Annotated in this window: 20 protein-coding genes and 1 pseudogene; 14 read left to right on the top strand and 7 right to left on the bottom strand. The window is 46.8% G+C overall.

Going from position 1 to position 21,367, the window contains the following annotated elements; all coding sequences use genetic code 11:
- Nucleotides 1–26 precede the first annotated feature (26 nt).
- On the bottom strand, nt 27–1,259 hold the full coding sequence (gene serA / locus D791_RS09490; protein ID WP_036510791.1) for a phosphoglycerate dehydrogenase: 1,233 nt from the start codon (nt 1,257–1,259) through the stop codon (nt 27–29).
- Between the two features lie 253 nt (nt 1,260–1,512).
- Between serA and D791_RS09485 the strand changes: the two genes are divergently transcribed.
- Entirely contained in the window at nt 1,513–3,054 is a 1,542-nt protein-coding gene (locus D791_RS09485; protein WP_051514386.1) for a bifunctional metallophosphatase/5'-nucleotidase, read from the top strand.
- Between the two features lie 13 nt (nt 3,055–3,067).
- Complete coding sequence (locus tag D791_RS18910) at nt 3,068–4,690, top strand: GGDEF domain-containing protein (protein WP_051514385.1); 1,623 nt, start codon at nt 3,068–3,070, stop codon at nt 4,688–4,690.
- A gap of 23 nt (nt 4,691–4,713) precedes the next feature.
- Here D791_RS18910 and ppnP read toward each other — a convergent pair whose 3' ends face one another.
- Both ppnP and D791_RS09470 read right to left on the bottom strand, forming a co-directional pair.
- The gene (gene ppnP, locus D791_RS09475) at nt 4,714–4,995 is read right to left on the bottom strand and encodes a pyrimidine/purine nucleoside phosphorylase (protein WP_036510788.1); all 282 of its coding nucleotides are present in this window, start codon (nt 4,993–4,995) and stop codon (nt 4,714–4,716) included.
- A gap of 69 nt (nt 4,996–5,064) precedes the next feature.
- Complete coding sequence (locus tag D791_RS09470) at nt 5,065–5,943, bottom strand: LysR family transcriptional regulator (RefSeq protein ID WP_036510785.1); 879 nt, start codon at nt 5,941–5,943, stop codon at nt 5,065–5,067.
- Between the two features lie 41 nt (nt 5,944–5,984).
- Between D791_RS09470 and D791_RS09465 the strand changes: the two genes are divergently transcribed.
- The 3 genes from D791_RS09465 (at nt 5,985) to exaC (ending at nt 9,629) form a co-directional block, all read left to right on the top strand.
- Complete coding sequence (locus D791_RS09465; RefSeq protein WP_337588622.1) at nt 5,985–7,235, top strand: MFS transporter; 1,251 nt, start codon at nt 5,985–5,987, stop codon at nt 7,233–7,235.
- 23 nt (nt 7,236–7,258) lie between these two features.
- On the top strand, nt 7,259–7,921 hold the full coding sequence (locus tag D791_RS09460) for a fumarylacetoacetate hydrolase family protein (protein ID WP_051514384.1): 663 nt from the start codon (nt 7,259–7,261) through the stop codon (nt 7,919–7,921).
- A 187-nt stretch (nt 7,922–8,108) separates the two neighbouring features.
- Nucleotides 8,109–9,629, top strand: coding sequence for an acetaldehyde dehydrogenase ExaC (gene exaC, locus D791_RS09455; protein ID WP_036510783.1), 1,521 nt, complete (start codon nt 8,109–8,111; stop codon nt 9,627–9,629).
- Between the two features lie 244 nt (nt 9,630–9,873).
- On the opposite strand, the gene D791_RS09450 is transcribed toward exaC, so the two are convergent.
- Both D791_RS09450 and D791_RS09445 read right to left on the bottom strand, forming a co-directional pair.
- Entirely contained in the window at nt 9,874–10,152 is a 279-nt protein-coding gene (locus tag D791_RS09450; RefSeq protein WP_036510779.1) for a hypothetical protein, read from the bottom strand.
- A gap of 205 nt (nt 10,153–10,357) precedes the next feature.
- Nucleotides 10,358–11,521, bottom strand: a complete 1,164-nt coding sequence (locus D791_RS09445; RefSeq protein WP_089503622.1) for a cytochrome-c peroxidase — start codon at nt 11,519–11,521, stop codon at nt 10,358–10,360.
- Nucleotides 11,522–11,684: 163 nt separating this feature from the next.
- Here D791_RS09445 and D791_RS09440 point away from each other — a divergent pair, with 163 nt between their 5' ends.
- The 4 genes and pseudogenes from D791_RS09440 (at nt 11,685) to D791_RS09420 (ending at nt 16,620) form a co-directional block, all read left to right on the top strand.
- A complete protein-coding gene (locus D791_RS09440) occupies nt 11,685–12,953 on the top strand; it encodes an imelysin family protein (protein ID WP_036510774.1) in 1,269 nt (422 codons plus the stop codon).
- Nucleotides 12,954–12,965: 12 nt separating this feature from the next.
- On the top strand, nt 12,966–14,414 hold the full coding sequence (locus D791_RS09435) for a di-heme oxidoreductase family protein (RefSeq protein ID WP_051514383.1): 1,449 nt from the start codon (nt 12,966–12,968) through the stop codon (nt 14,412–14,414).
- Between the two features lie 16 nt (nt 14,415–14,430).
- Nucleotides 14,431–15,515: pseudogene (locus tag D791_RS09425) on the top strand (imelysin family protein).
- Nucleotides 15,505–16,620, top strand: coding sequence for a DUF1513 domain-containing protein (locus D791_RS09420; RefSeq protein WP_036510765.1), 1,116 nt, complete (start codon nt 15,505–15,507; stop codon nt 16,618–16,620). The pseudogene D791_RS09425 and the gene D791_RS09420 overlap by 11 nt, the downstream one beginning before the upstream one ends.
- 217 nt (nt 16,621–16,837) lie before the next feature.
- Here D791_RS09420 and bfr (D791_RS09415) read toward each other — a convergent pair whose 3' ends face one another.
- Nucleotides 16,838–17,305 carry a bacterioferritin gene (gene bfr / locus D791_RS09415; protein WP_036510762.1) on the bottom strand — a complete coding sequence of 156 codons (468 nt, stop codon included), beginning with the start codon at nt 17,303–17,305 and terminating at the stop codon, nt 16,838–16,840.
- A 13-nt stretch (nt 17,306–17,318) separates the two neighbouring features.
- Nucleotides 17,319–17,783, bottom strand: a complete 465-nt coding sequence (gene bfr, locus D791_RS09410) for a bacterioferritin (RefSeq protein ID WP_036510759.1) — start codon at nt 17,781–17,783, stop codon at nt 17,319–17,321.
- Between the two features lie 309 nt (nt 17,784–18,092).
- Between bfr (D791_RS09410) and pqqA the strand changes: the two genes are divergently transcribed.
- The 5 genes from pqqA (at nt 18,093) to pqqE (ending at nt 21,366) form a co-directional block, all read left to right on the top strand.
- Nucleotides 18,093–18,164 (top strand): pyrroloquinoline quinone precursor peptide PqqA, encoded by a 72-nt coding sequence (gene pqqA / locus D791_RS19630; protein WP_003243383.1) that lies wholly within the window; start codon nt 18,093–18,095, stop codon nt 18,162–18,164.
- A 64-nt stretch (nt 18,165–18,228) separates the two neighbouring features.
- Nucleotides 18,229–19,149 (top strand): pyrroloquinoline quinone biosynthesis protein PqqB, encoded by a 921-nt coding sequence (gene pqqB / locus D791_RS09405; RefSeq protein WP_036510756.1) that lies wholly within the window; start codon nt 18,229–18,231, stop codon nt 19,147–19,149.
- 78 nt (nt 19,150–19,227) lie between these two features.
- Nucleotides 19,228–19,986: a pyrroloquinoline-quinone synthase PqqC gene (gene pqqC / locus D791_RS09400; RefSeq protein WP_036510945.1), complete on the top strand. Its 759-nt coding sequence runs from the start codon at nt 19,228–19,230 to the stop codon at nt 19,984–19,986.
- On the top strand, nt 19,983–20,249 hold the full coding sequence (gene pqqD / locus D791_RS09395; protein WP_036510753.1) for a pyrroloquinoline quinone biosynthesis peptide chaperone PqqD: 267 nt from the start codon (nt 19,983–19,985) through the stop codon (nt 20,247–20,249). Before pqqC ends, pqqD begins: the two co-directional genes overlap by 4 nt.
- The gene (gene pqqE / locus D791_RS09390) at nt 20,242–21,366 is read left to right on the top strand and encodes a pyrroloquinoline quinone biosynthesis protein PqqE (protein WP_036510750.1); all 1,125 of its coding nucleotides are present in this window, start codon (nt 20,242–20,244) and stop codon (nt 21,364–21,366) included. The genes pqqD and pqqE overlap by 8 nt, the downstream gene beginning before the upstream one ends.
- Nucleotide 21,367: the final 1 nt, after the last annotated feature.

The following is a 21,367-nucleotide window of genomic DNA, read 5'->3' as shown; positions in this document are numbered from 1 at the left end:
TGAGATGAGGCGAATAAAGCACTCTATTAAAAGAGGCGTCTGCAGCGGATAGTTCCGTTAATTGCGTTGAGCTTGTCCAGTGCGATGGCAGAGTAATCGGCCTCAACATCAATCACAACATAGCCTACTTTGTCATTGGTTTGTAGGTATTGGCCCGTGATGTTGATATTGTTTTCAGAGAAAACACTGTTGATCTGCGACAAAACACCTGGGATGTTGTTGTGAACGTGCAACAAACGGTGGCAGTTCGGATGTCCTGGAAGTGCGACTTCTGGGAAATTAACCGATGTAATGGATGAACCATTATCACTGTATTTGATCAGCTTCTCAGACACCTCAAAGCCGATGTTTTCTTGGGCTTCCATTGTGGAGCCGCCCACATGTGGAGTCAGAATGACATTGTCAAATTCCCGGAGTGGACTGATAAACTCATCGTCATTCGTGCGAGGCTCTACGGGGAATACATCGATTGCAGCGCCTAAAAGTTTCCCTGACTTCAACGCATCACAGAGTGCATCAATGTCAACCACCGTTCCACGTGCAGCATTAATAAAAATGGAGCCGTGCTTCATTTGTTCAAACTGAGGTGTCCCCATCATGTTTTTTGTAGATGGGAGTTCTGGAACGTGAAGCGTTACGACATCACTGATCGACAATAGCTCAGTCATTGAGCCAACTGGCTTTGCATTGCCCAATGGGAGCTTGGTGACAACATCATAGAAGTAGACATCCATGCCTAAACCTTCCGCTAAAATGCTTAGTTGAGTTCCAATGCTACCATAGCCGACGATGCCGAGTTTTTTCCCACGGATCTCATAGGAGTTCTTAGCCGTTTTTTGCCAGATACCCCGATGCGCTTTCGCGCTTTTTTCAGCGACACCACGCATCAAAATGATGGCTTCTGCCAAAACGAGCTCAGCAACCGAGCGAGTGTTGGAATAGGGTGCGTTGAACACCGCGATACCTGCCTGGGTGGCGGCATCAAGATCCACTTGGTTTGTGCCAATGCAGAAACAACCCACAGCGACTAATTTTTCAGCGGCCTCGAATACGCGTGCAGTCAATTGAGTACGAGAACGTATCCCAACAAAGTGCACTTCTTTAATCCGCTCAATGAGCTCATCTTCTGGCAATGATCCACTGAGTGTCTCAATGTTAAGATAGCCATGGGCGTGAAGGGTGTCGATTGCTGATTGATGTATACCTTCCAGCAATAGAATTTTAATCTTGCTCTTATCTAGTGAGGTGACTTTGCTCATCTTCGACAGCTCGTAAGGTTTGTGCGACAGGCGCTATTGTGTTTAAGGCGACAAATCTTATCACAATAACGACGCAGTTGCTGCGTCACAGCGATCGATCTAAATGGTATTTACTCAACTGATCATGAAAAAATCTTTAAGTAGGAAATGAAATAGGCCTTTATTGAACTGTTCATCATCATAAAAACACCTAAACTGTGGTATAACGCTATTCAATAAGTACCTTCATAGAAGATGAGACTCGGAGCCTATTATGTTTGGTAAAGTGTTTAAATCAGTTCGCAGATTACAAGTGCTTTCGCTAACTACCGCTCTTTTGCTATCACCTATTGCGTTTGGACAGTCTGAGTATTTCATCGTTTATGTAAGTGAAATGACGGAAATGGACAGTGATACAAAAGGGAGCTATCCAAAACTTGCCAGTTTACTTAACCAATACAGAAGTCAGTCTCCTGTGGCCTTTGTATCTGGAGGTGGAAATCTGGCACCTAGCACCTTGTCGTCTCTTGATATGGGGTCCCATATCATCGATCTGTTGAACTCGCTGGAACCTGCGGCGATGGTGGTCGGTAAACGTGAATTTAGCTTCTATGAAGATCAATTGTCATTGAGAGCTTATGAGGCCGCTTTTCCGTTTGTTACGTCTAACTCAATCGATACGCTGACTCAGGGAAATCTTGATGGCACGGTAGATCAGATTGTGGTTGAGTTGGGGGATTTGCAGCTCGGTATTTTGGGCATTTTACCGCCCAATACATTGGAAGAGTATAATGTAAAACGTATGGTTCTAGCTGAGAACCCTGTCGAGCTCATCCGACAAAAAGCTGAAGCGCTTAGGGCATCTGGTGTTGATCTGATCATTATGGCGTATTCGTGCTGTTACCGTGATTATTTAAACCGTTATGCTGAATTTGATGAGTTGCTGGCATCGGGAGTGCTGGATCTGGCATTGGGTAAGGATGAGCATTTACTGTTGACAGATAATCCGGAAATGATGAAGCATCCTAATCATATTTGGATTGCCAAAGGGGATGAGGTTGCCATCGTTCGTATTCATAAGGATGACCATAATCGTTTTTCGTTCATCGTTTCGATGGATAGTATGAATAGTTATGAAGCGGACGCCACGGTTTTAGATCAGGTCGACGATTATAATCGCCGCTTGGATTCGTTATTGAGTGAGCCACTGGGAAGGTTAAACACAGATTTCAGTACTCTTTTACCAAACACTCGGACTCAAGAAAACCCATTTGGTAATTTTATCGCTGATGTATTGCGTAACCATGCAAACGCCGATATTGCCTTCTTTAACTCTGGATTTATTCGAGCTGAACGTAATTATGTCGCTCCTCTTGAGCTTACGCGCCGTGATATTTTGGCCGAGTTGCCGTTTCGGGACCACGTGGTGCTGCTTGAAGTGACCGGAGCACAGCTCTTAGCGGCAATGGAGAATAGTCTAAGCCAGATTGAGGATATGAAAGGACGTTATTTGCAGGTGTCTGGAATGGAGGTGGTCTATGATAGCTCGCAAGATCCAGGAAAGAGAGTCATTGCACTTAACGTAAGAGGGCAAGCTGTGCAAGACAATCAGATCTATCGTTTAGCAACACGTCAGTTTATTGCGAATGGTGGTGATGGGTTTGACATGTTTATTGGCGTGAAGCCAATAGTGTACGAGGGCCAAATGACGCGCTTGGTGTCTGATCTAGTCATCGATGCAATACAGGTGGCGAAGTCAATTGCTCCCAAGATCGAAGGTCGTTTGCAAGATGTGGCTCAAGTTGAGAGACCATGAGTGACAACGGCTTATGAGACAACCAATTTCGATCATTATCCTAGGTGCATTATCGAGCTTCTTGCTTTTATTTAGTGTGCTCGCTTGGATGTCTTATGATCGCACACTGAAAACAACGACTCTTTTGTCTGACATTAGTCAAACAGCCTTGCCAAACATGCATAATGCGATGACATTGAATATGGGTATTCTAGAGATCCCTTATTTGAATGAGCAGTTAGCACAAGCAAACAGCCAGGCAATGCGCCGAATCGTACATCAAGAAATTCTGAATGTATCGGCTCGTATCGAACAACATTTATTGGATAACAAACAGGGTAACCTAGATGTCAAGTTTCAACTTATTGTTGATGAGTTAGCCAATTTAAATGCGTTGGTACAACATAAGCTTAATTTAGCCGTCATTATTCAACAGTATGAAACTGAGCTCTACCGTTACCATTCCGAAGCATTGACGTTGGCCAATGGTTCGCCCGACTTATCTATTTGGTTGATGCATTTTTCTTCGGTTGTCACACAAGCGAACAGAAGCTTAGGCCTAACGGGACTGCAAGATTTGCGAAACATGAGAGCCCAGCTTTTAGGAATGCTTGATGAGCAACATCTGCTTATTCAAAGTTTGGACCCGAGTGTGCGTAAGTTTGCGGAAACCTATACGTTAACACTCAATCATTTGTTAATGGCAGATAATGGTGTGATCGCGTTGCGAACGGAGCAGTTACGTGTCGCCGGTCGTGTGGCAGGGAGAAGCAACTTTATCAGAAGCCTAGTCTCTGAGTTTATAAAAGAGACAGATTATGAGATGTTGACCTTGCAACAGAGTTTACGTGGCCATATTGCTGCAAACACGCAAGTTGCCGAGAAGGATGCTCGTGTTTTTTTATTAGTATTTTGTATAGCCTTTTGCTTTATTGTTGGCAGCATTGTTTTCTTAAAAGTTCGCGTACTGAATCGTTTGGCGTATTTAAAAGATAAGGTGTTGGCGCAAGTGGGGGGGCAGCCTAATGTAATACAAATAAACGGCAATGATGAAATAGCTGACCTTGCAGGTGCCTTTAACTATTATGCATTAAAAGCCAAAGAGCATAATGAAAAAGTCGAAAAATTGTCTTTAACGGATGCCTTAACGGGTATTGGCAATCGCCGTGCGTTTGATGAAGCATTGAAACATGATATAGAACTGTCAGTAGCTTTGGATACTCCCATATGCATACTCATGATTGATGTGGATTATTTTAAAAACTACAACGACTTTTATGGCCACCAAGCGGGCGATGAGTGTTTACGAAAAATTGCAAGGGTTTTACAGTATACGGTAACACGCAAACAAGACTTTGTGGCGAGGTATGGTGGTGAAGAGTTTATTTGTATTTTGCAAAATACGGATAGAAACGCCGCAAAACAGGTGGCGCAGCGAATTTTGCAGGCCATAGAAGCACTTAATATTGAGCATAAAACAAGTCAAATTGCACAGCATATTACCGTTAGTATCGGGATCAGTTGTCGTGAGTCAGGAGAGGGGGTAAAGGTTGACGGCGTGATTAAAGAAGCGGATAAGGCGCTGTATCAAGCCAAGGCCGAAGGACGAAATCGAGTGGTACTGCGCGAGATCTCTGTGGGGTTGGCTGTGCGTTAACACGGCCAACCCCTTCTGGTGCTTTAGCTGTAGTAGCAAAGATAGGCCGTTGCAGTTGCAACTTTCAAATCAAAGGATTGGTTGGCTGCAACGGAAAACTCTGTGCCCGCCGGGAATGCCTGCCAAGTATCACTTCCAGGGAGTTTAACCACGAGTTCACCGTGTACCACTTTCATTAATTCATCTTGGCTGGTGCCAAAGGTGTATTCACCTGGTGCCATCACGCCTGATGTGACTGGGCCTTCGTTAGAACTAAACCCAATGGACATTACATTACCATCAAAATATTGATTTACACTTAACATGCTTGGCTCCAGTGACCGGATATAAAAAATAGGGGACTATCATAGTCCTCTTTTGTCAAAGCGCCAACGTCATGGCTGAGTTTTTTGAGCGGCAACAAAATCAATAAAACAACGGTTGGCTTTGGAAAGGTAACCGTTTTTACGCCATGCGATGCATAAATCGAGAAGTACGGGTTCGCTGAAGGGACGGGCAATCAATGCGGGCTCGTCCTTAATCACCATTTCAAGTAAGGTAGAAATGCCAAAGCCTTGTTTAACGATCTGCTTAATTAATGGAATTAAGTTCGTCTCAAAGCCAATATGAGGTTTGATTCCATGTTGAAGTAGAAGCTTGTCGATCACTTCTCGATGGAAATACCCCTCTTTAAACAGTACCAACTCTTCTTCAGAAAGGTCATCAATGTCAATTGAGGTTTTTGTTGCTAAGGGATGATCTGACGCCATAACGACCATCATTTGCTCGCGCAAGAAGGGCAGAGTGTCTAACTCAATTGAAGGGGTGTCTTCTACAATGACGCCGATATCAATTTCACCATTAATCAACATTTGTTGTAGTTTGCGAGTGCCTGCTTCAATCACCGAGAGCTGTAGGGCGGGGTGTTGATGCCGAAAGGCCATTAAAATGGGAGGGAAGTAATAGGAGCCCAGCATACCGGGTATCCCAATTCGAACCTCGCCACGTTGTAATCCACTGAGTTCTTTCATTGCTAGAGTGGCTTCATCCGCACTCATCAGAATACGCTTTGCCAATATCAGCAGCTCATTGCCTTCATCCGTCAGGCTGATTTGGCGTTCATGACGATGAAAGAGCTGAACGGATAAGCTGCGCTCCAGTTTTTGAATCGCCATACTGACAGCAGGTTGTGCCAGATGAAGCTGTTCGGCTGCAGCCGTAAAGCTTCCAAGTTCGGCAACGGTGACGAAGTAGCGTAAGTGTTTTAAGTTCATATAAGTTTATATTATGGTTTTCATAAAATGTATATATTTTTATGATGCATTATTCGCTGTTAGAATTCAAATCTCAATTCATCCCTTTTGGATACGCAGATGATCGAAACCACCAGTCCACAATTTTGGCGAGCACCTTGGCATTGTGTATTGCTTCATTCATGGTGTTTGCAAATCTTCATGGGATGCAGCCTTTATTGCCTTTGGTTGCAACCAGTTTAGAGTTGTCTGAACTGGCGGTGTCTCGTACCTATACGATTGCAACCTTGGTATTGGGCTTTTCCTTACTGTTTTACGGTCCACTGTCCGATGTAGTGGGACGCCGTGGCATTATTGTATTTACGCTGATCGGTGTAATGTTGGTGTCGGTACTCTTGTTCTTCGCAAGGGATTACTCGTCACTGTTTTGGTTAAGAGCGGTACAGGGGTTTTTTCTGGCCGGAGTACCTGCGGTTGCCATCGCGTATATGGGCGATGAGTTTACGCCGAAGGCCATGATGACGGCAGTAGGGTTGTATATTGCCGGAAATTCATTAGGCGGCGTCAGTGGTCGTATTCTTGGCGGGATTGTTGGCGACTGGTTGGGTTGGCCTGCTGTTTTTCTCATGCTGACTGGCTTAAGTTGTTGCTGCATTGCATTGGTGGCGTGGTTATTACCGCCCTCGCAACATTTTAAACCCAAGGCGTTTAGTTTGCTGGGTATGCTTAAAGACTTGGCGCTTCATGTGTCTAATCCAAAGTTACTGATGGCCTATATTATCGGAGGCTTGAATTTCTTTATATTTTTGAATCAGTACACTTACATTACCTTCGTCTTAGCGGAGCCTCCCTATGCCTTACCTGCCAGCATTTTGGGGTTGTTGTTTTTAACCTATTTAACGGGTACTGCGGGTTCTATGGTCTCGGGGCGCATTGCTCAAAGATTTTCGTCACCTCTTTGCATGAGCGTTGGCATCCTGATTCTAATGCTAGGAACTGCGTTGACGCTAAATGACTCTTTGTGGGCCATTGTTCTGGGGTTTTTCATTAATAGCTTTGGTTTTTTCTTCACTCACTCTGTGGCCAGCAGTTGGGTCAGCCGCCATGCGCACACGGCCAGAGCCAGTGCTTCAGCCCTGTATTTGGTTTTCTATTACGTGGGTGCCAGTGCGGGCGGGTATTACTTGTATCCTTTCTGGCAAGCTCAGGGATGGTCTGGTGTTGTGCTGGGCTCGATGATTGTATTTACCTTGACTCTTATCTGTTCATTAATCCTGTTATATTGGCAACGAAAAGAGACTTTTTCTCACTAACCCTTATATTTGAGGAGTTTTGCATGCAATACAAACATCATTTTGTGGGTACTCAAGCGTCAGATTTACCCGTTGGAAAAGTCGTGTGTGTTGGGCGTAACTATGCTGAGCATGCAAAAGAATTGAATAATCCCGTGCCGACTGAACCACTGCTTTTCATCAAGCCCTCCACGTCGTTGGCAAATCTGCGTGCACCTGTTCAGCTCGCGGGTGACAAAGGGGATGTGCATTATGAAACGGAGTTAATGGTTCTGATTGGTGCGCCCTTAACTCAGGCAACACCAGAAGATGCGTTTGATGCGATTGCAGGTGTAGGCGTGGCGTTGGATTTAACCTTACGGGATCTCCAGTCAAAGTTAAAAGAGAAAGGCTTGCCTTGGGAAAAAGCAAAAGCCTTTGATGCCAGTTGCCCTGCGTCTGAGTGGGTGCCAATGACCGCGGATGTGGATCTTGCTAATTTAGAGTTAAAGTTGGTTATTAATGATGAAGTACGTCAACAGGGTAATACATCACAGATGCTGATGTCCGTGCCAGCCTTGTTGTCGCATATTAGCGAGTGGTTTACCTTAATGCCGGGTGATATTGTTTTAACGGGAACGCCTGCAGGTGTCGGACGTCTGGCATCGGGTGATCGACTGCAAGTGAGCTTATCAAATCTGATTCAAATTGAGACACAAGTCGTCTAATGATGGCTCAATGTAAACCAGTACTAAAGGCGTAAAAAATCGCTGCCTTTGCATAATACGTGGGGTGGCGAATTAACGTCTATTATGAAGCCTGAACGTAAACGACTGATCTGGAAATACCCTAATGTGATTCCAAAGCGGACTCACTCCTTGTCAGTCAATTCAATAAAAACAAGAGGCTTCTATCATGATCTATACACAGCCAGGGCTTGAAGGCTCAGTCACTACTGTAAAACCACGTTACGAAAACTTCATTGGTGGACAATGGACAGCTCCCGTTAAAGGTCAGTATTTCAAAAACATCTCCCCTGTGACCGGTGAAGCCTTCTGCGAAATTCCACGCTCTAGTGCTGAAGACATTGATTTAGCCTTAGATGCGGCTCACGCAGCTAAAGAAGCTTGGGGTAAAACATCCGTTACCTATCGCTCAAATCTTTTGTTGAAAATTGCCGATCGTTTAGAGCAAAACCTTGAGTCAATTGCCGTTGCTGAGACTTGGGATAATGGTAAGGCCGTTCGTGAAACCTTGAATGCCGACGTGCCACTTGCCGTTGACCACTTCCGTTATTTTGCAGGCTGCGTTCGTGCACAAGAAGGCAGCATTGGCGAAATTGACAATAACACCGTGGCGTACCATTTTCACGAGCCTTTAGGGGTTGTCGGACAAATTATTCCTTGGAACTTTCCGCTGTTAATGGCGGCTTGGAAACTGGCTCCAGCATTGGCAGCAGGTAACTGTGTCATTCTTAAGCCTGCTGAGCAGACACCTTGGTCTATCCTCAAATTTGTTGAGTTAATTGAGGATTTGTTGCCAGCGGGTGTTTTGAACGTCGTGAATGGCTTTGGTGCTGAAGCGGGTCAGGCCTTAGCCACCAGCAAGCGCATCGCTAAAATTGCATTTACTGGTTCTACGCCAGTCGGTGCGCACATTATGAAATGTGCCGCTGAAAACATTATTCCATCTACCGTTGAGCTGGGCGGTAAGTCACCGAATATTTTCTTCAAAGACGTCATGAATTTTGAAGATAACTTCCTCAGCAAGTGTGTCGAGGGTGTTGTGTTAGCGTTCTTCAACCAAGGTGAAGTCTGCACTTGCCCATCACGTTTGTTGATCCAAGAAGATATCTACGATGACTTTATTAATCTGGTCATCGAGCGTACCAAGCAAATCAAGCGTGGCAACCCGCTGGATACTGAAGTCATGGTCGGTGCTCAAGCGTCTGAAGAACAGTTTACGAAGATCATGGGCTACTTTGATATCGGCCGTGATGAGGGTGCAGAAATCCTTATCGGTGGCGATAAAGAGCAGCTGGATACTGGCTTGAATAATGGTTACTACATCCAACCGACCTTGATTAAAGGTCACAACAAAATGCGCGTGTTCCAAGAAGAAATCTTTGGTCCAGTGGTGTCGGTCACGACCTTCAAAGATGAAGCTGAAGCGCTCGCCATTGCCAATGATTCAGAGTTTGGCTTGGGTGCGGGTGTTTGGACACGTGATATGAACCTGGCGTATCGGATGGGACGTGGTATTGAAGCCGGTCGTGTCTGGACGAACTGCTACCACCATTACCCAGCTCATGCGGCATTCGGTGGTTACAAGAAGTCAGGTGTTGGACGTGAAACTCACAAGATGATGTTGGATCATTATCAGCAAACCAAGAATATGTTGGTGAGCTACGATATCAATCCATTGGGCTTCTTCTGATTTAATTGTTGAATCTGCTCTGTCTGTTGAACCGGGCGTAGAGATACGCCCACCCCTTGGTCGTTTTGCACTGGCGGCCGCGTTTGCTTTGCTTTGCCAAGCATCCCTTAGATCCCCCTGCTGTGAAGCAGGGGGTATTTTTTTGCAGATTGTAAGCTCTTTGTGCCTTTAAACTCGCTCAAAAAAAAGCACCTCTAGATTCTAGAAGTGCGATTTGTCTAAACATCGTTCAATGGCGTTTCACTTAAACAAGTGTAACAAGACGAGCCATCGGAATGTGTTCTTGTTCAAGCGCTTCAGCCAATGCGAAGCCTTCTTTCGAGATGAAAAGGCCACGTGCCTTACCGCTAGCCACTTTGAGGTAGCCTTTGTCTTGAAGACTCATCACGTGTTGGAAGAAAACATTGTATTCCATGTCTTCAAACTGATTTTTAAGGGTCAGCATGATGGGGGGGAAAATACCATCACGCTTGCCGAGACGCTTTAGGGCCACAAGAATGGCCATTTCACTGGAATTTAGCATAGTCATAGCCCTGTAAAGTAGACTTAAGTTGTATCTATTATAGCTCATCTATGTTGCACTGCAACATTAATCGCAAAAAACTGTGTAAAAGACTCAAGAATTATTGAGATGAAGGTTTTTTAAGTAGGAAAGGTGAACTAAGTGGTTGATGACCCAGCCTTGCTCGTGATGGTAAAGGCTGGGTAGGGTGGAGGCATTTGCTTGATTAGTCAGTGCTGGCGTTAAGTAAATGCTCAAAGCGAGCATCGGTTAAGGTCTTGAGAAATGCAACTAATGCATCTACGCGTTTGTCGTCAAGAGCCGGACCTGTTTGCAGTTCGGTGAGTGAAATGTTTTCGGGGATTTCGGGTGCTTCCCATTCTAAACCTGTTTCTGGATTGATGCGCATTTTGGCGCTTCGTGAATTGTATTGATTATAGAAAAGGATAACCGTGCGTAAGTCCTGAAACACGCCGTTATGCATATAGGGCCCAGTCACGGCTACATTACGCAGACTGGGTGTTTTGAATTTTCCGATACTGGATGGATCGTCGACCTCAGGATGAGCAAAGAGTCCAACGTCGTTATCGGTGACACCATTAATCTCTCTGAGTTTAGCGTTCACAGGCACGCCAATATTGTGATATTCAAAATTGCTAAACACTTCCTTTTCTCGACCAGGCAAAGGGTTGAGTTGATGGCACAGATTGCAATTGGTGAACTGTTGCGAGAAAAACAGCGTCATGCCCAGCTCTTCTTCAGGCGTTAACTGTGCCTTTCCTTGAAGATAGCGATCATATTTTGAATCAAAAGGGTTGAATAACTCGGTTTTCTCAAAATGAGCAAGCGCATCTGCCATGGCGTTATAGGCGGCTTGGGTGTTCTCAAAGATTGGCTCACCATATAGAGCTTTAAACAGTGGAGGATAAATCGGATTTTCCAATATTCGTTCAATGACCGACTCTTCATCAGGCATTCCCATCTCAATTGGGTTGAGCGGGGGGCCCTTTGCCTGCTCGGCTAAGTTCGCCGCACGCCCATCCCAGAAAAAACCACCCACATAAATCCCTTGTGCATTTCGGTGGAAATCAGGGGTCTGAGCAGCATAGGTGACCATGGGGGCATTTCGGTCACCGAAAGACTGATTATCGTCACCAAGGGAGGCCGCTGAGTCGGTAAGGTTGGGTCTAGAGTCTGAAAAAGCCGTGGAAGGTGCATGGCAGGTTGCACACGATTGGGTGCGATTGCGCGATAAATTGGGATCAAAAAATAATCGTTGGCCGAGTTCTGCTTTTTCAGCGTCAAAGGATTGTGCATTTACTTGAAAGGGCATGCTCAATAACAAACCTATAAAGGCCATTTTCAGCATTCGTATGAGGGTGTATTTCATGACGGAATCCGTCTCCAATGCCATGAGAAAAATGAAGCCTAGCGACTAATCGAAGTCAATACCATTGATCAGGATCAAATAATCTACATATAATAAATAATTGTAATGATAATGACTATCAATTATATTATTCTGCATCTTAATTCATCAGAGGGAGTTTGCAATGAACAAGCGGTTATCAGGAGTTTTGGTCGGAATGGCACTGGGCTTAGGCGCTTCAAGCGTATTTGCTGCCACACCTGCCCAAGTCATTACGACCTATGCCAACATCGCTGAAGCAGCTTACAGTGATTCAGTTGCTGGTGCTCTTCAGCTGAAATCTAAAATTGATGCCTTTTTGAATGACCCAACGGAAGCCAATCTCGAAGCAGCTCGCCAAGCCTGGCGTGATGCGCGTGTCCCTTACATGCAAACGGAAGTATATCGTTTTGGCAATGAAATCGTCGATGAGTGGGAAGGGCGCGTGAATGCCTGGCCACTGGATGAAGGTTTAATCGACTATGTCAGTGTTGAACATTACGGAGAAGAATCTGACGAAAACCCCTTCTATGCGGCCAACGTTATTGCCAATCAAACCTTGGTGCTTGGTAACCAAACAATAGACGTGTCTGAAATCACCGCCGAGTTATTAAGCGATACTCTGCATGAGATTGATGATATTGAAGCAAACGTTGCCATTGGGTACCACGCCATTGAGTTTTTACTTTGGGGTCAGGATCTTTATGGTACTGAGCCGGGCTCAGGCGAACGCCCAGCGACAGATTTCAGCTTAGACGAGTGTACGGGCGGAAACTGTGATCGTCGTCGTCAATATCTATCCGTTGTTACTGATTTGTTGATCAGTGATTTAGAAGAAATGGCAGAGCACTGGACGCCTGAGGGCGATGCCCGCCAAGCACTCTTGGAAAAAGGTGAACAAGGCGGATTAGCCACCATTCTGACGGGGATGGGGAGCTTATCCTACGGTGAGTTGGCTGGCGAAAGAACCAAGCTGGGCTTAATGCTACATGACCCTGAAGAAGAGCATGATTGCTTCTCTGACAATACACATTACTCCCATTTCTACAATGTGGTGGGTATTAACAATGTCTACCACGGGCAGTACACGCGTATCGATGGTACCGTGGTTGAAGGTCCTTCATTGGCTGACTTACTGACTGCAAAATCACCTGCATTGGCAAATCAACTGACACTAGAGTTGGCACAAACTCAGGCCGCTGCGCAAGCGATTGTTGATAAGGCGTATGCTGGACAACCCTTTGATGTCCTAATTGGTGCGGGCAACACAGACGGCAATGCGATTGTACAGAATTTGGTGGATACGCTCGTGACACAGACGCGCTCAATTGAGTCAGCGATCGACGTGCTTGGGCTGGATGCTATTGAGCTTGAAGGATCGGACAGCTTGGATGATCCAGATTCTATTATTTAATGTTCAATCAATATGAAATCTAGATGGGGTTGGCTTGGCTGCCTAGTGTTGTTCATTCAATGTCTTGATCTGTACGCTCAAGATATCCCAGTCCCCTCGCTGGAAGAACAACGCCCAGGGGGTGAGGCCACCCAATCTAGAGCTGTGAGCCGAGGTGTTTTACAACAATTCTCGGCCACGCTCCCGCTCGATACACGCATGGGCGTGACCTTAGGTCGCAGTATCTTCAATAAGTTATGGGTGTCTTCACCGTCATCGACTACGGCCAGCGATGGTTTAGGTCCACTATTTAATGCTCGCTCCTGTGCGGGATGCCATTTACAAAATGGGCGAGGGCGTACGCCCGACCCTCAGCGAAATGAAGATAAAGCGGTTTCTGTCTTGCTGAGGTTAAGTATTCCGAAACCTGAGAATATGACGTCTGCACAGGCGGAACAGTATACAGTATTGGGGCTTATTCCTGAGCCCGTCTACGGTGCTCAACTGCAAAACTTTTCCGTACAAGGATTGCCTGCCGAAGGACAATTGACGGTGTCCTATGAGCCTTTGTCAGTGTTCTTTGCGGATGGAGAAGAGGTTATTCTGCAAAAGCCGATCTATTCAATCGAGTCATTAAGCTATGGCGACTTGTCTCCACATGTTCGCATGTCCGCTCGCATTGCTCCACCCATGCATGGCCTAGGCTTGTTAGAGGCAATATCTGAAGACGATTTGCTGGCGAACGAAGCCTCAGAAGCTTGGTTGGAGTTGGGAATCAATGGTCATTTGAATCGGGTATGGGATCGGGAACATCAAAAAAACCGGATTGGACGTTTCGGGTGGAAAGCGTTGCACCCAAGTTTGCATCAGCAAAATGCAGCGGCTTTGTTTGAAGATATAGGGATCTCGTCGACTTTTTTCCCTGAAGGTTTTGGCGCCTGCACCCCCGCACAAATCCAATGTCTGGGTATGCCGGATGGCAATAGCCCGCATCTTGATGGGGTCGAAGCCTCAAATGCAGTGGTTGATCTTCTCACCGCTTATACACGTCACCTTGCCGTCGTTGACCGACCTGAAAGCGATGAGAGGCATCAAGAGGGACGCCAGCTTTTTTATGAAGTCGGTTGTCATGCTTGCCACCGCCCTTCGTATCAGACCGCTTCTAGTGCCCCTGAAGGCTTGGCCAATCTGACAATCTGGCCCTACACGGATTTGCTGTTGCATGATATGGGGGATGGCTTGGCAGATGATCACGATGAGTTTGATGCCAAGGGACGAGCGTGGAAAACACCTCCTCTTTGGGGGGTAGGTTTAGCGCCTGAAATCAATGGCAGTCAACATTTGTTGCATGATGGTCGGGCTCGAAACGTGCTTGAAGCGATTCTGTGGCACGGTGGCGAAGCACAGATGGTTCGAGACAGATTTTTAGCCTTGGACAAGGCCTCAAGAGAGGCATTATTACTGTTTATAGAATCGTTATAACGATGAGAGTGTTATCATGAATCGATACAAGTCTGCGATTCGGCGTTCGGTTTGTGCCCTCGGGTATGTCGGCATTGTGTGCTCCTTACCTGTGATGGCGCAAGAGGCTGATTGGAGTGCAGTGAATACAACGCTTGTGCATCAACATGTCATGCCACGCTATGCCGCGATGGCGGAGTCATCGGCTCACTTGCAACAGAGTCTAGAGGCATTTTGCCAAGTGCCGACAGAGCCGAATTTGGTCTTGGCGCAAACGGCCTATCGTCAAGCCATGTCGGATTGGCAAGCGGTTCAGCATATAGCTTTGGGCCAGTGACGCTCTATATGCGCAACTATGCCTTGCAATACTGGCCAGATAAGCGCAACACCACGCCGAATCACCTACGCTCCGCATTGGCGGATCCTGAGACTGTCTTTGATGATGCGTTCTTTAGCCGTGTAGGTATTAGCCTGAAGGGATTCCCGGTGATCGAGCGCGTGTTGTTCACTGAGGAGGGGGTGTCGGCGTTCCAAGAGCCTCGTCCAGAGTGTCGTTTCATTCAGGGCGTTTCTCTATTGGTTGCGAACACTGCAGATGAGATTTCATCCGAGTGGGAGGCGTTTTCACAAGTTCTCTTGCAGCCAGGCGAAGGCACTCATTATCGCACGGCGGATGAAGTCGCCACGTTGTTTATGAAGTCTTGGGTCGAGCCTGTGCAGGTTATTCTTGAGCAGAAAATTTTGGCGCCTTTGGGGGACTCGTTCGATAAAGCTCGTTGGCAGAGAAGTGAGTCTTGGCGCAGTCAACAATCGATAGAGAATTTGCGGGTCAATATGAAAGCCTTGCATCATTTCTTCAGTTTGACTGGACCTTCTAGCGTAAAAGATTTACTGATTCAACAAGATCAAAAGGCATTGGCAGAGGGCATTGACGATGCATTTGAGTCGATAGTGATGAATCTTGATGCCTTGCCAGAGGTACAAGAAACCCATGTCAGCCTTGAGCAGTTCGAGGCACTGTCGAAAATTGCTGATGAGCTCGCCGCTCTGCAAGAGTTGCAGGGCAAGGCGATGCAGGTATTGGGCATACGTTTGGGGTTTAATAGCCGTGATGGAGATTAAGCGTCGACAATTTTTAGGTTGGGTGCTTGCTTCTCCCCTGTTAGGGAGGGCGAGTAGGTCAAAAGCGGCCAGCCATCAGATGCGAGCATCGATGCGGCTGCTATCGGCCGTCAAAACAGCTGAAGGCCACATGGGCTTAACGCTCTTTTCAGATCAAGGCGAGTCGTTGTTGACCTACTTGTTGCCTGACAGAGCCCATCAAATCATCGCTCACCCGTTTAAGCCTTGGTTATTTGCAGTGGCGCGACGTCCGGGAACCTGGTTGGAGGTGATGAACTATGAAACGGGGCAACAGGTCGCACGAATCGAGGCTGAAGCGCATCACCAATTCTGCGGTCATGCACAAATCACGCAAGACGGTCGTTGGTTGCTTACCACCGAGCAATCGGATCAACAGTCGATGGGCAGTATTGTGGTTCGTGATATTGAAAATGACTTCAGTGTTCATCAACACTGGTCATCGGGGGGGATTGGGCCTCATGAACTCAAGATCGCCCCGGATCAAAAACGGTTGGTGGTGGCCAATGGTGGCATTTTGACTGAGGGGCGAGTCAACGTGAATGTCGATGATATGCAGCCCTCCCTGAGTTACATCGACCTTGCCAGCGGTGAATTGATTGAAACCTTGGTGTTGGATGAGACGTTTCATCAAAGTGGAATTCGTCATATTGATGTATCGCCATCTGGGCAGGTGATTATCGCCATGCAATATGAAGGACATCCTGCGGATCAGATGCCCTTGATTGCCAGTCATCAGGTCTCTCAGGCTATTCAGGTCTTCGATATCCCCCCCGCCATTCACAGTCAGTTAAAGCAATATGGTGGAAGTGCGTGTTTTGATGTGTCTGGCCGTTTTGCGGCGGTGTCTGCACCCAAGGGGAACTTAGTGACTTTTTGGAAGATGCCTGAAGGACAGTTTCAAGGCAGTGTTTCAATTGCGGATGCCTGTGGCTTGGCTGCAGATAATCAGGCAGGGCAATTTATCGTCAGCAGTGGTGCTGGGGGGCTCTATCGCGTGGATGCCATTCATCTTCGTCGTGAGTTGATTCAGTCAGAGGATGCTATGAGTATGCATTGGGATAATCATTTGAGTCGTTGGAGCTAACGCGAATAAAGGGATTTAGGGCCAACGGGTGAAGGCTCAGTGGTTGAAAGTGTGTATTTGCGCTAGACGAAAAAAAACCGTAGAGGCGGAGTGGAGTTCGTCTCTACGGTCTAATGTGCTTTCGCACGTGAACTTGTACCTAAGCACGTGTTCAACCTGTCAATGAGGTTTCATAGTAGTGCTAATCATTATCATTTGCAACACTTTTATCAAATAATTACATCTGAGATTGCAAATAATTAGGTAAACCAATTTTTGTGATCAGACCAAGTTGCTGCTCTAACCAATGAGCATGGTCTTCCTCAGTGTCCTTTAAGAGCACCATCAACATATCGCGTGTTTGGTAATCCTGAACACTTTCGCAAAGGCTGATGGCGGTTTTCAGCTGTGCACCGACTTCATACTCCAGGTTCAGATCGTATTGAAGCATTTCTGGCACTTCTTTGCCGATGTGAACGGGTCCACGTGTGGATAAATCCGGTGCGCCACCGAGCAGCAGGATACGATCGATCAGTAAGCTCGCATGCTCTTTTTCATCGTCGAATTCATGAGCGATGCGCTCATACAGCTTATTCAATCCCCAGTCTTGGTACATTTTGGAGTGCACAAAGTACTGATCCATTGCGGCTAATTCGCTGCCGAGCAGGGTGTTCAGTGTAGTGATTACTTTTTCGTTGCCTTTCATCCTATGCCTCCGCTTACATCATCGACTGTAAATAGTTTTCAGTGCCCAGTGAATCGATCAACTGGAGTTGGGTCTCGAGCCAATCAAGATACTCTTCTTCGTGTTCGAGGAGATCTTCGAGAAGTTCTCGGCTCACATAGTCCGCCGCAGTTTCGCACACGAGAATGGCATCTTTTAGCAGCGTGAGTTCGTCGGTCACAAAACCTAGATCGGCTTCCAACATTTCTTTAGGGTTTTCGCCGATACGCAAACGATCAAGATGTTGTAAGTTGGGTAAGCCCTCCAGCAACAGGATACGCTCAATGAGCTTATCGGCTTGCTTCATATCTTTGATGGATTTTTTGTAGGCTTTTTCGTTCAGCTGTTCGAAGCCCCAATTCCCAAAAATACGTGCGTGTAAAAAGAACTGATTGATTGAGGTCAGTTCGCAGGTCAATACTTTATTGAGCTGTTGAATGACCGCTTTTTCACCTTTCATATTGGCGTTCCGTCTTTTGAATTAATCATCGAGAATAGTGTAGAGCTAATTGCAATAAAATGCAAAAAAATTGATCTAAGTCATTGTTTTTAAAGTCAAAGCTGAATGTTAATCGTTATGATTAACATCGTTTGTTCAGTTGCTATTTCAATTGTATCGTGGATTTCGTTCTGGCGTTTAAAAAGCCCCGATGTCCCGACAAACATCCAATAAAATTAGTTCCAAAGTACCATGTTGTCAGTACCCGCATCATCCTACTATCAAAAGGGTGCCAATTAAGACATCCATAACAACAAAAAGGAGTCGATTATGTGGACTAAACCTGCATATACCGATCTGCGCATAGGTTTTGAAGTCACTATGTACTTCGCAAACCGCTAAGCGCTAGGGGCGGCCCTCTTTGAGGGTCGCTTTTGCACCACTTCAGTATGAGATAATAATAACAATGCATATCCAGATTCTAGGTTCAGCGGCTGGCGGTGGCTTCCCGCAGTGGAACTGTAATTGTGCGAACTGCGATGGATTCCGTAAAGGAACACTAAACGCGCAGGCCCGAACCCAATCCTCAATCGCTGTAAGTGCCGATGGTGAACGGTGGGTTTTGTTTAATGCCTCACCGGATATTCGCGCTCAACTTGCTGCGTTTGCCCCCATGCAACCCGCGCGAGCCGTACGCGATACGGGCATTCATGCCATCGTGTTGATGGATAGCCAAATCGATCATACCACCGGGTTATTAATGTTGCGTGAAGGCTGCCCACATCAGGTGTATTGCACTGCTCGTGTGCATAAAGATCTAAGCCAAAGTTTTCCAATTTTTACAATGCTCAGTCATTGGAATGGCGGGTTAACGCATCACCCTATCGCCGTTGACCAATTTTTGAATCCGTTTGAAATCGCGGGTATTGACGATCTTGAATTTATTGCGCTTCCGATTCTATCGAGCGCACCACCTTACTCACCTCACCGTTTAGATCCTCATCCGGGTGACAATATCGCCGTTTTGATTCGGGATACACGCACGGGTAAATCGCTTTTCTACGCCCCGGGTTTACGTGATATCGATGCCGCGCTGACGCAGGTGATGGCCGAGGCCGATTGTCTGCTGGTCGACGGTACGCTTTGGCGTGAAGATGAAATGGCGTTTATGGGTGTCGGCGATAAGCTGGGTGTTCATATGGGGCATTTACCTCAGTCCGGTGATGGCGGCATGATTCAGTTTCTAGAGCCGCTGACAAAACCGCGCAAGATTCTGATTCATATCAACAACACCAACCCTATCTTAATTGAAGACTCACCCGAGCGAGCCGTGTTAGATGCCAAAGGTATCGAAGTTGCGTTTGATGGTATGCAAGTGCAGTTATAGAGCGGGACGGGATAGAACAGGTATTGAGAGTCCCGATAGTGATAAAACAGAATGCAACCGGATGAGGTGGTGATCTTAATGAAACCCTTAGAAAAAGCCTTGAGTCGATCTGAATTTGAACAGGCCCTCCGTGACAAAGGCGCCTATTACCATATACAGCATCCCTATCATAAAGCGATGTATGAAGGGCGGGCGACCCCCGAGCAAATCCGCGGTTGGGTGGCCAATCGTTTTTACTATCAAATCAGCATTCCGATTAAAGATGCGGCCATTATGGCCAACTGCCCTGATCGTGACGTGCGCCGTCATTGGATACAGCGAATTCTGGATCACGACGGTTATGACGGTGCCGAAGGCGGGATTGAGGCCTGGTTGCGCCTTGGTGAAGCAGTAGGGTTGTCACGTGAGGAAATACTTTCGGAAGAACATGTCTTACCGGGTGTGCGTTTTGCGGTGGATGCTTATGTTAACTTTGCGCGCCGAGCCACTTGGGAAGAAGCAGCCAGCTCATCCTTAACCGAGTTGTTTGCGCCGCACATTCATCAATCTCGGCTCGATGCTTGGCCCACTCATTATCCTTGGATTAATGCGGAAGGCTACACCTATTTCCGTAACCGCCTGACGGAAGCGCGCCGGGATGTTGAGCAAGGCTTAAAAATCACACTGGATTATTATCAAACGGCTGAACAGCAGTCCCGCATGCTGGAAATTTTACAGTTTAAGCTGGATGTGCTCTGGACGATGTTGGATGCCATGACCATGGCCTACGAACTGGACCGTCCACCCTATCATACTGTCACCGATCAAAGGGTGTACCATCGAGGGCTTTTTAAATGAACGCTGCCGTTCCTGTCATCAATCGCATGTTTCGCCTGCAGTGGGAAGAAGCACAAGAGGCTTGGGTGTTGCTCTACCCTGAAGGGATGGTGCAACTGAATGCCAGCGCGGCTGAAATTCTAACGCGGGTCGATGGCCAAAAAACGATTGAGGAAATACAACGCGAATTGCTAACGAAATACCCAGAGGCTGAGGGGTTGGAGCAAGACGTAAACGATTTCTTTGCCCATGCACAAACGCTTAACTGGATTCGCTATGTTTGAAACTGCCAAGCGTCGCCAACCCCTATGGTTGTTAGCTGAGCTCACGTACAAATGCCCTTTGCAATGTCCCTACTGCAGTAATCCTCTGGATTTTGCGTCGGCCGGACAGGAGTTGACGACTGAACAATGGATTGATGTGTTTAGACAAGCGCGCAAGATGGGCGCGGCGCAATTGGGGTTTTCCGGTGGCGAGCCTTTGGTGCGTCAAGACCTCGAAATCCTCATTGCAGAAGCACGACGCTTGGGCTATTACACCAACTTAATTACGTCGGGTATTGGTTTGAATGCACAGCGGATTGCGCATTTTCATGATGCAGGCTTGGACCATATTCAAGTGAGCTTTCAGGCATCGGATGAAGAGGTGAACCAGATGTTGTCTGGTTCGGCCAAAGCTTTTGCGCAAAAGTTGAAAATGGCACGCGAAGTCAAAGCGCAGGGGTATCCCATGGTGCTGAATTTCGTGACACACCGTCATAATATCGATCAAATTGACCGCATTATTGAGCTGTGCGTAGAGCTAGAGGCCGATTATGTTGAGCTGGCGACCTGCCAGTATTATGGCTGGGCCTTTGAAAACCGTGAAGCCTTGTTGCCGACGCGCGCACAATTGGAACGTGCTGAACGGATCACCAACGAGTACCGTGAGCGTTTGGCTGCGCAAGGACATCCGATCAAACTTATTTTTGTGACGCCGGATTATTATGAGGAGCGCCCGAAAAAATGCATGAACGGCTGGGGTGAACTCTTTTTAACGGTGACGCCGGATGGTACAGCTTTGCCCTGCCACAGTGCGCGTATGCTGCCTTTGACCTTCCCGAATGTGAAGGATCATAGCCTGTCTCATATTTGGAATGACTCTGAAGGCTTTAACTATTTCCGTGGCAAAGGCTGGATGAAGGAGCCCTGTCGCAGTTGTGATGAACAGGATGACGACCTTGGCGGCTGCCGTTGTCAGGCGTATATGCTGACAGGGGATATGCACAATGCCGATCCCGTCTGTGCGAAATCAGAGCATCATTCGCTTATTGTAGAGGCGCGTTTGGCGGCGGAGGGCGATGTATCGACGGCGATGACCTTCCGCAATGAACGAAATTCTCGCGTGTTTTTTAAAGGATAAG

This window comes from Nitrincola nitratireducens (genome assembly GCF_000585235.1).
Lineage (GTDB): Bacteria > Pseudomonadota > Gammaproteobacteria > Pseudomonadales > Balneatricaceae > Nitrincola > Nitrincola alkalisediminis.
This window is presented reverse-complemented; position numbering and strand designations above follow the sequence as displayed.

Coding starts and splice junctions, on each gene's coding strand:
- D791_RS09470 (WP_036510785.1), bottom strand. CDS start 5,943: ATGAACTTAAAACACTTACGCTACTTCGTCACCGTTGCCGAACTTGGA.
- D791_RS09420 (WP_036510765.1), top strand. CDS start 15,505: ATGGAGATTAAGCGTCGACAATTTTTAGGTTGGGTGCTTGCTTCTCCC.
- D791_RS09445 (WP_089503622.1), bottom strand. CDS start 11,521: ATGAAATACACCCTCATACGAATGCTGAAAATGGCCTTTATAGGTTTG.
- pqqB (WP_036510756.1), top strand. CDS start 18,229: ATGCATATCCAGATTCTAGGTTCAGCGGCTGGCGGTGGCTTCCCGCAG.
- serA (WP_036510791.1), bottom strand. CDS start 1,259: ATGAGCAAAGTCACCTCACTAGATAAGAGCAAGATTAAAATTCTATTG.
- pqqD (WP_036510753.1), top strand. CDS start 19,983: ATGAACGCTGCCGTTCCTGTCATCAATCGCATGTTTCGCCTGCAGTGG.
- D791_RS09440 (WP_036510774.1), top strand. CDS start 11,685: ATGAACAAGCGGTTATCAGGAGTTTTGGTCGGAATGGCACTGGGCTTA.
- D791_RS09465 (WP_337588622.1), top strand. CDS start 5,985: ATGATGCATTATTCGCTGTTAGAATTCAAATCTCAATTCATCCCTTTT.
- D791_RS09435 (WP_051514383.1), top strand. CDS start 12,966: ATGAAATCTAGATGGGGTTGGCTTGGCTGCCTAGTGTTGTTCATTCAA.
- D791_RS09485 (WP_051514386.1), top strand. CDS start 1,513: ATGTTTGGTAAAGTGTTTAAATCAGTTCGCAGATTACAAGTGCTTTCG.
- pqqE (WP_036510750.1), top strand. CDS start 20,242: ATGTTTGAAACTGCCAAGCGTCGCCAACCCCTATGGTTGTTAGCTGAG.
- D791_RS09460 (WP_051514384.1), top strand. CDS start 7,259: ATGCAATACAAACATCATTTTGTGGGTACTCAAGCGTCAGATTTACCC.
- bfr (WP_036510762.1), bottom strand. CDS start 17,305: ATGAAAGGCAACGAAAAAGTAATCACTACACTGAACACCCTGCTCGGC.
- bfr (WP_036510759.1), bottom strand. CDS start 17,783: ATGAAAGGTGAAAAAGCGGTCATTCAACAGCTCAATAAAGTATTGACC.
- D791_RS18910 (WP_051514385.1), top strand. CDS start 3,068: ATGAGACAACCAATTTCGATCATTATCCTAGGTGCATTATCGAGCTTC.
- pqqC (WP_036510945.1), top strand. CDS start 19,228: ATGAAACCCTTAGAAAAAGCCTTGAGTCGATCTGAATTTGAACAGGCC.
- ppnP (WP_036510788.1), bottom strand. CDS start 4,995: ATGTTAAGTGTAAATCAATATTTTGATGGTAATGTAATGTCCATTGGG.
- exaC (WP_036510783.1), top strand. CDS start 8,109: ATGATCTATACACAGCCAGGGCTTGAAGGCTCAGTCACTACTGTAAAA.
- D791_RS09450 (WP_036510779.1), bottom strand. CDS start 10,152: ATGCTAAATTCCAGTGAAATGGCCATTCTTGTGGCCCTAAAGCGTCTC.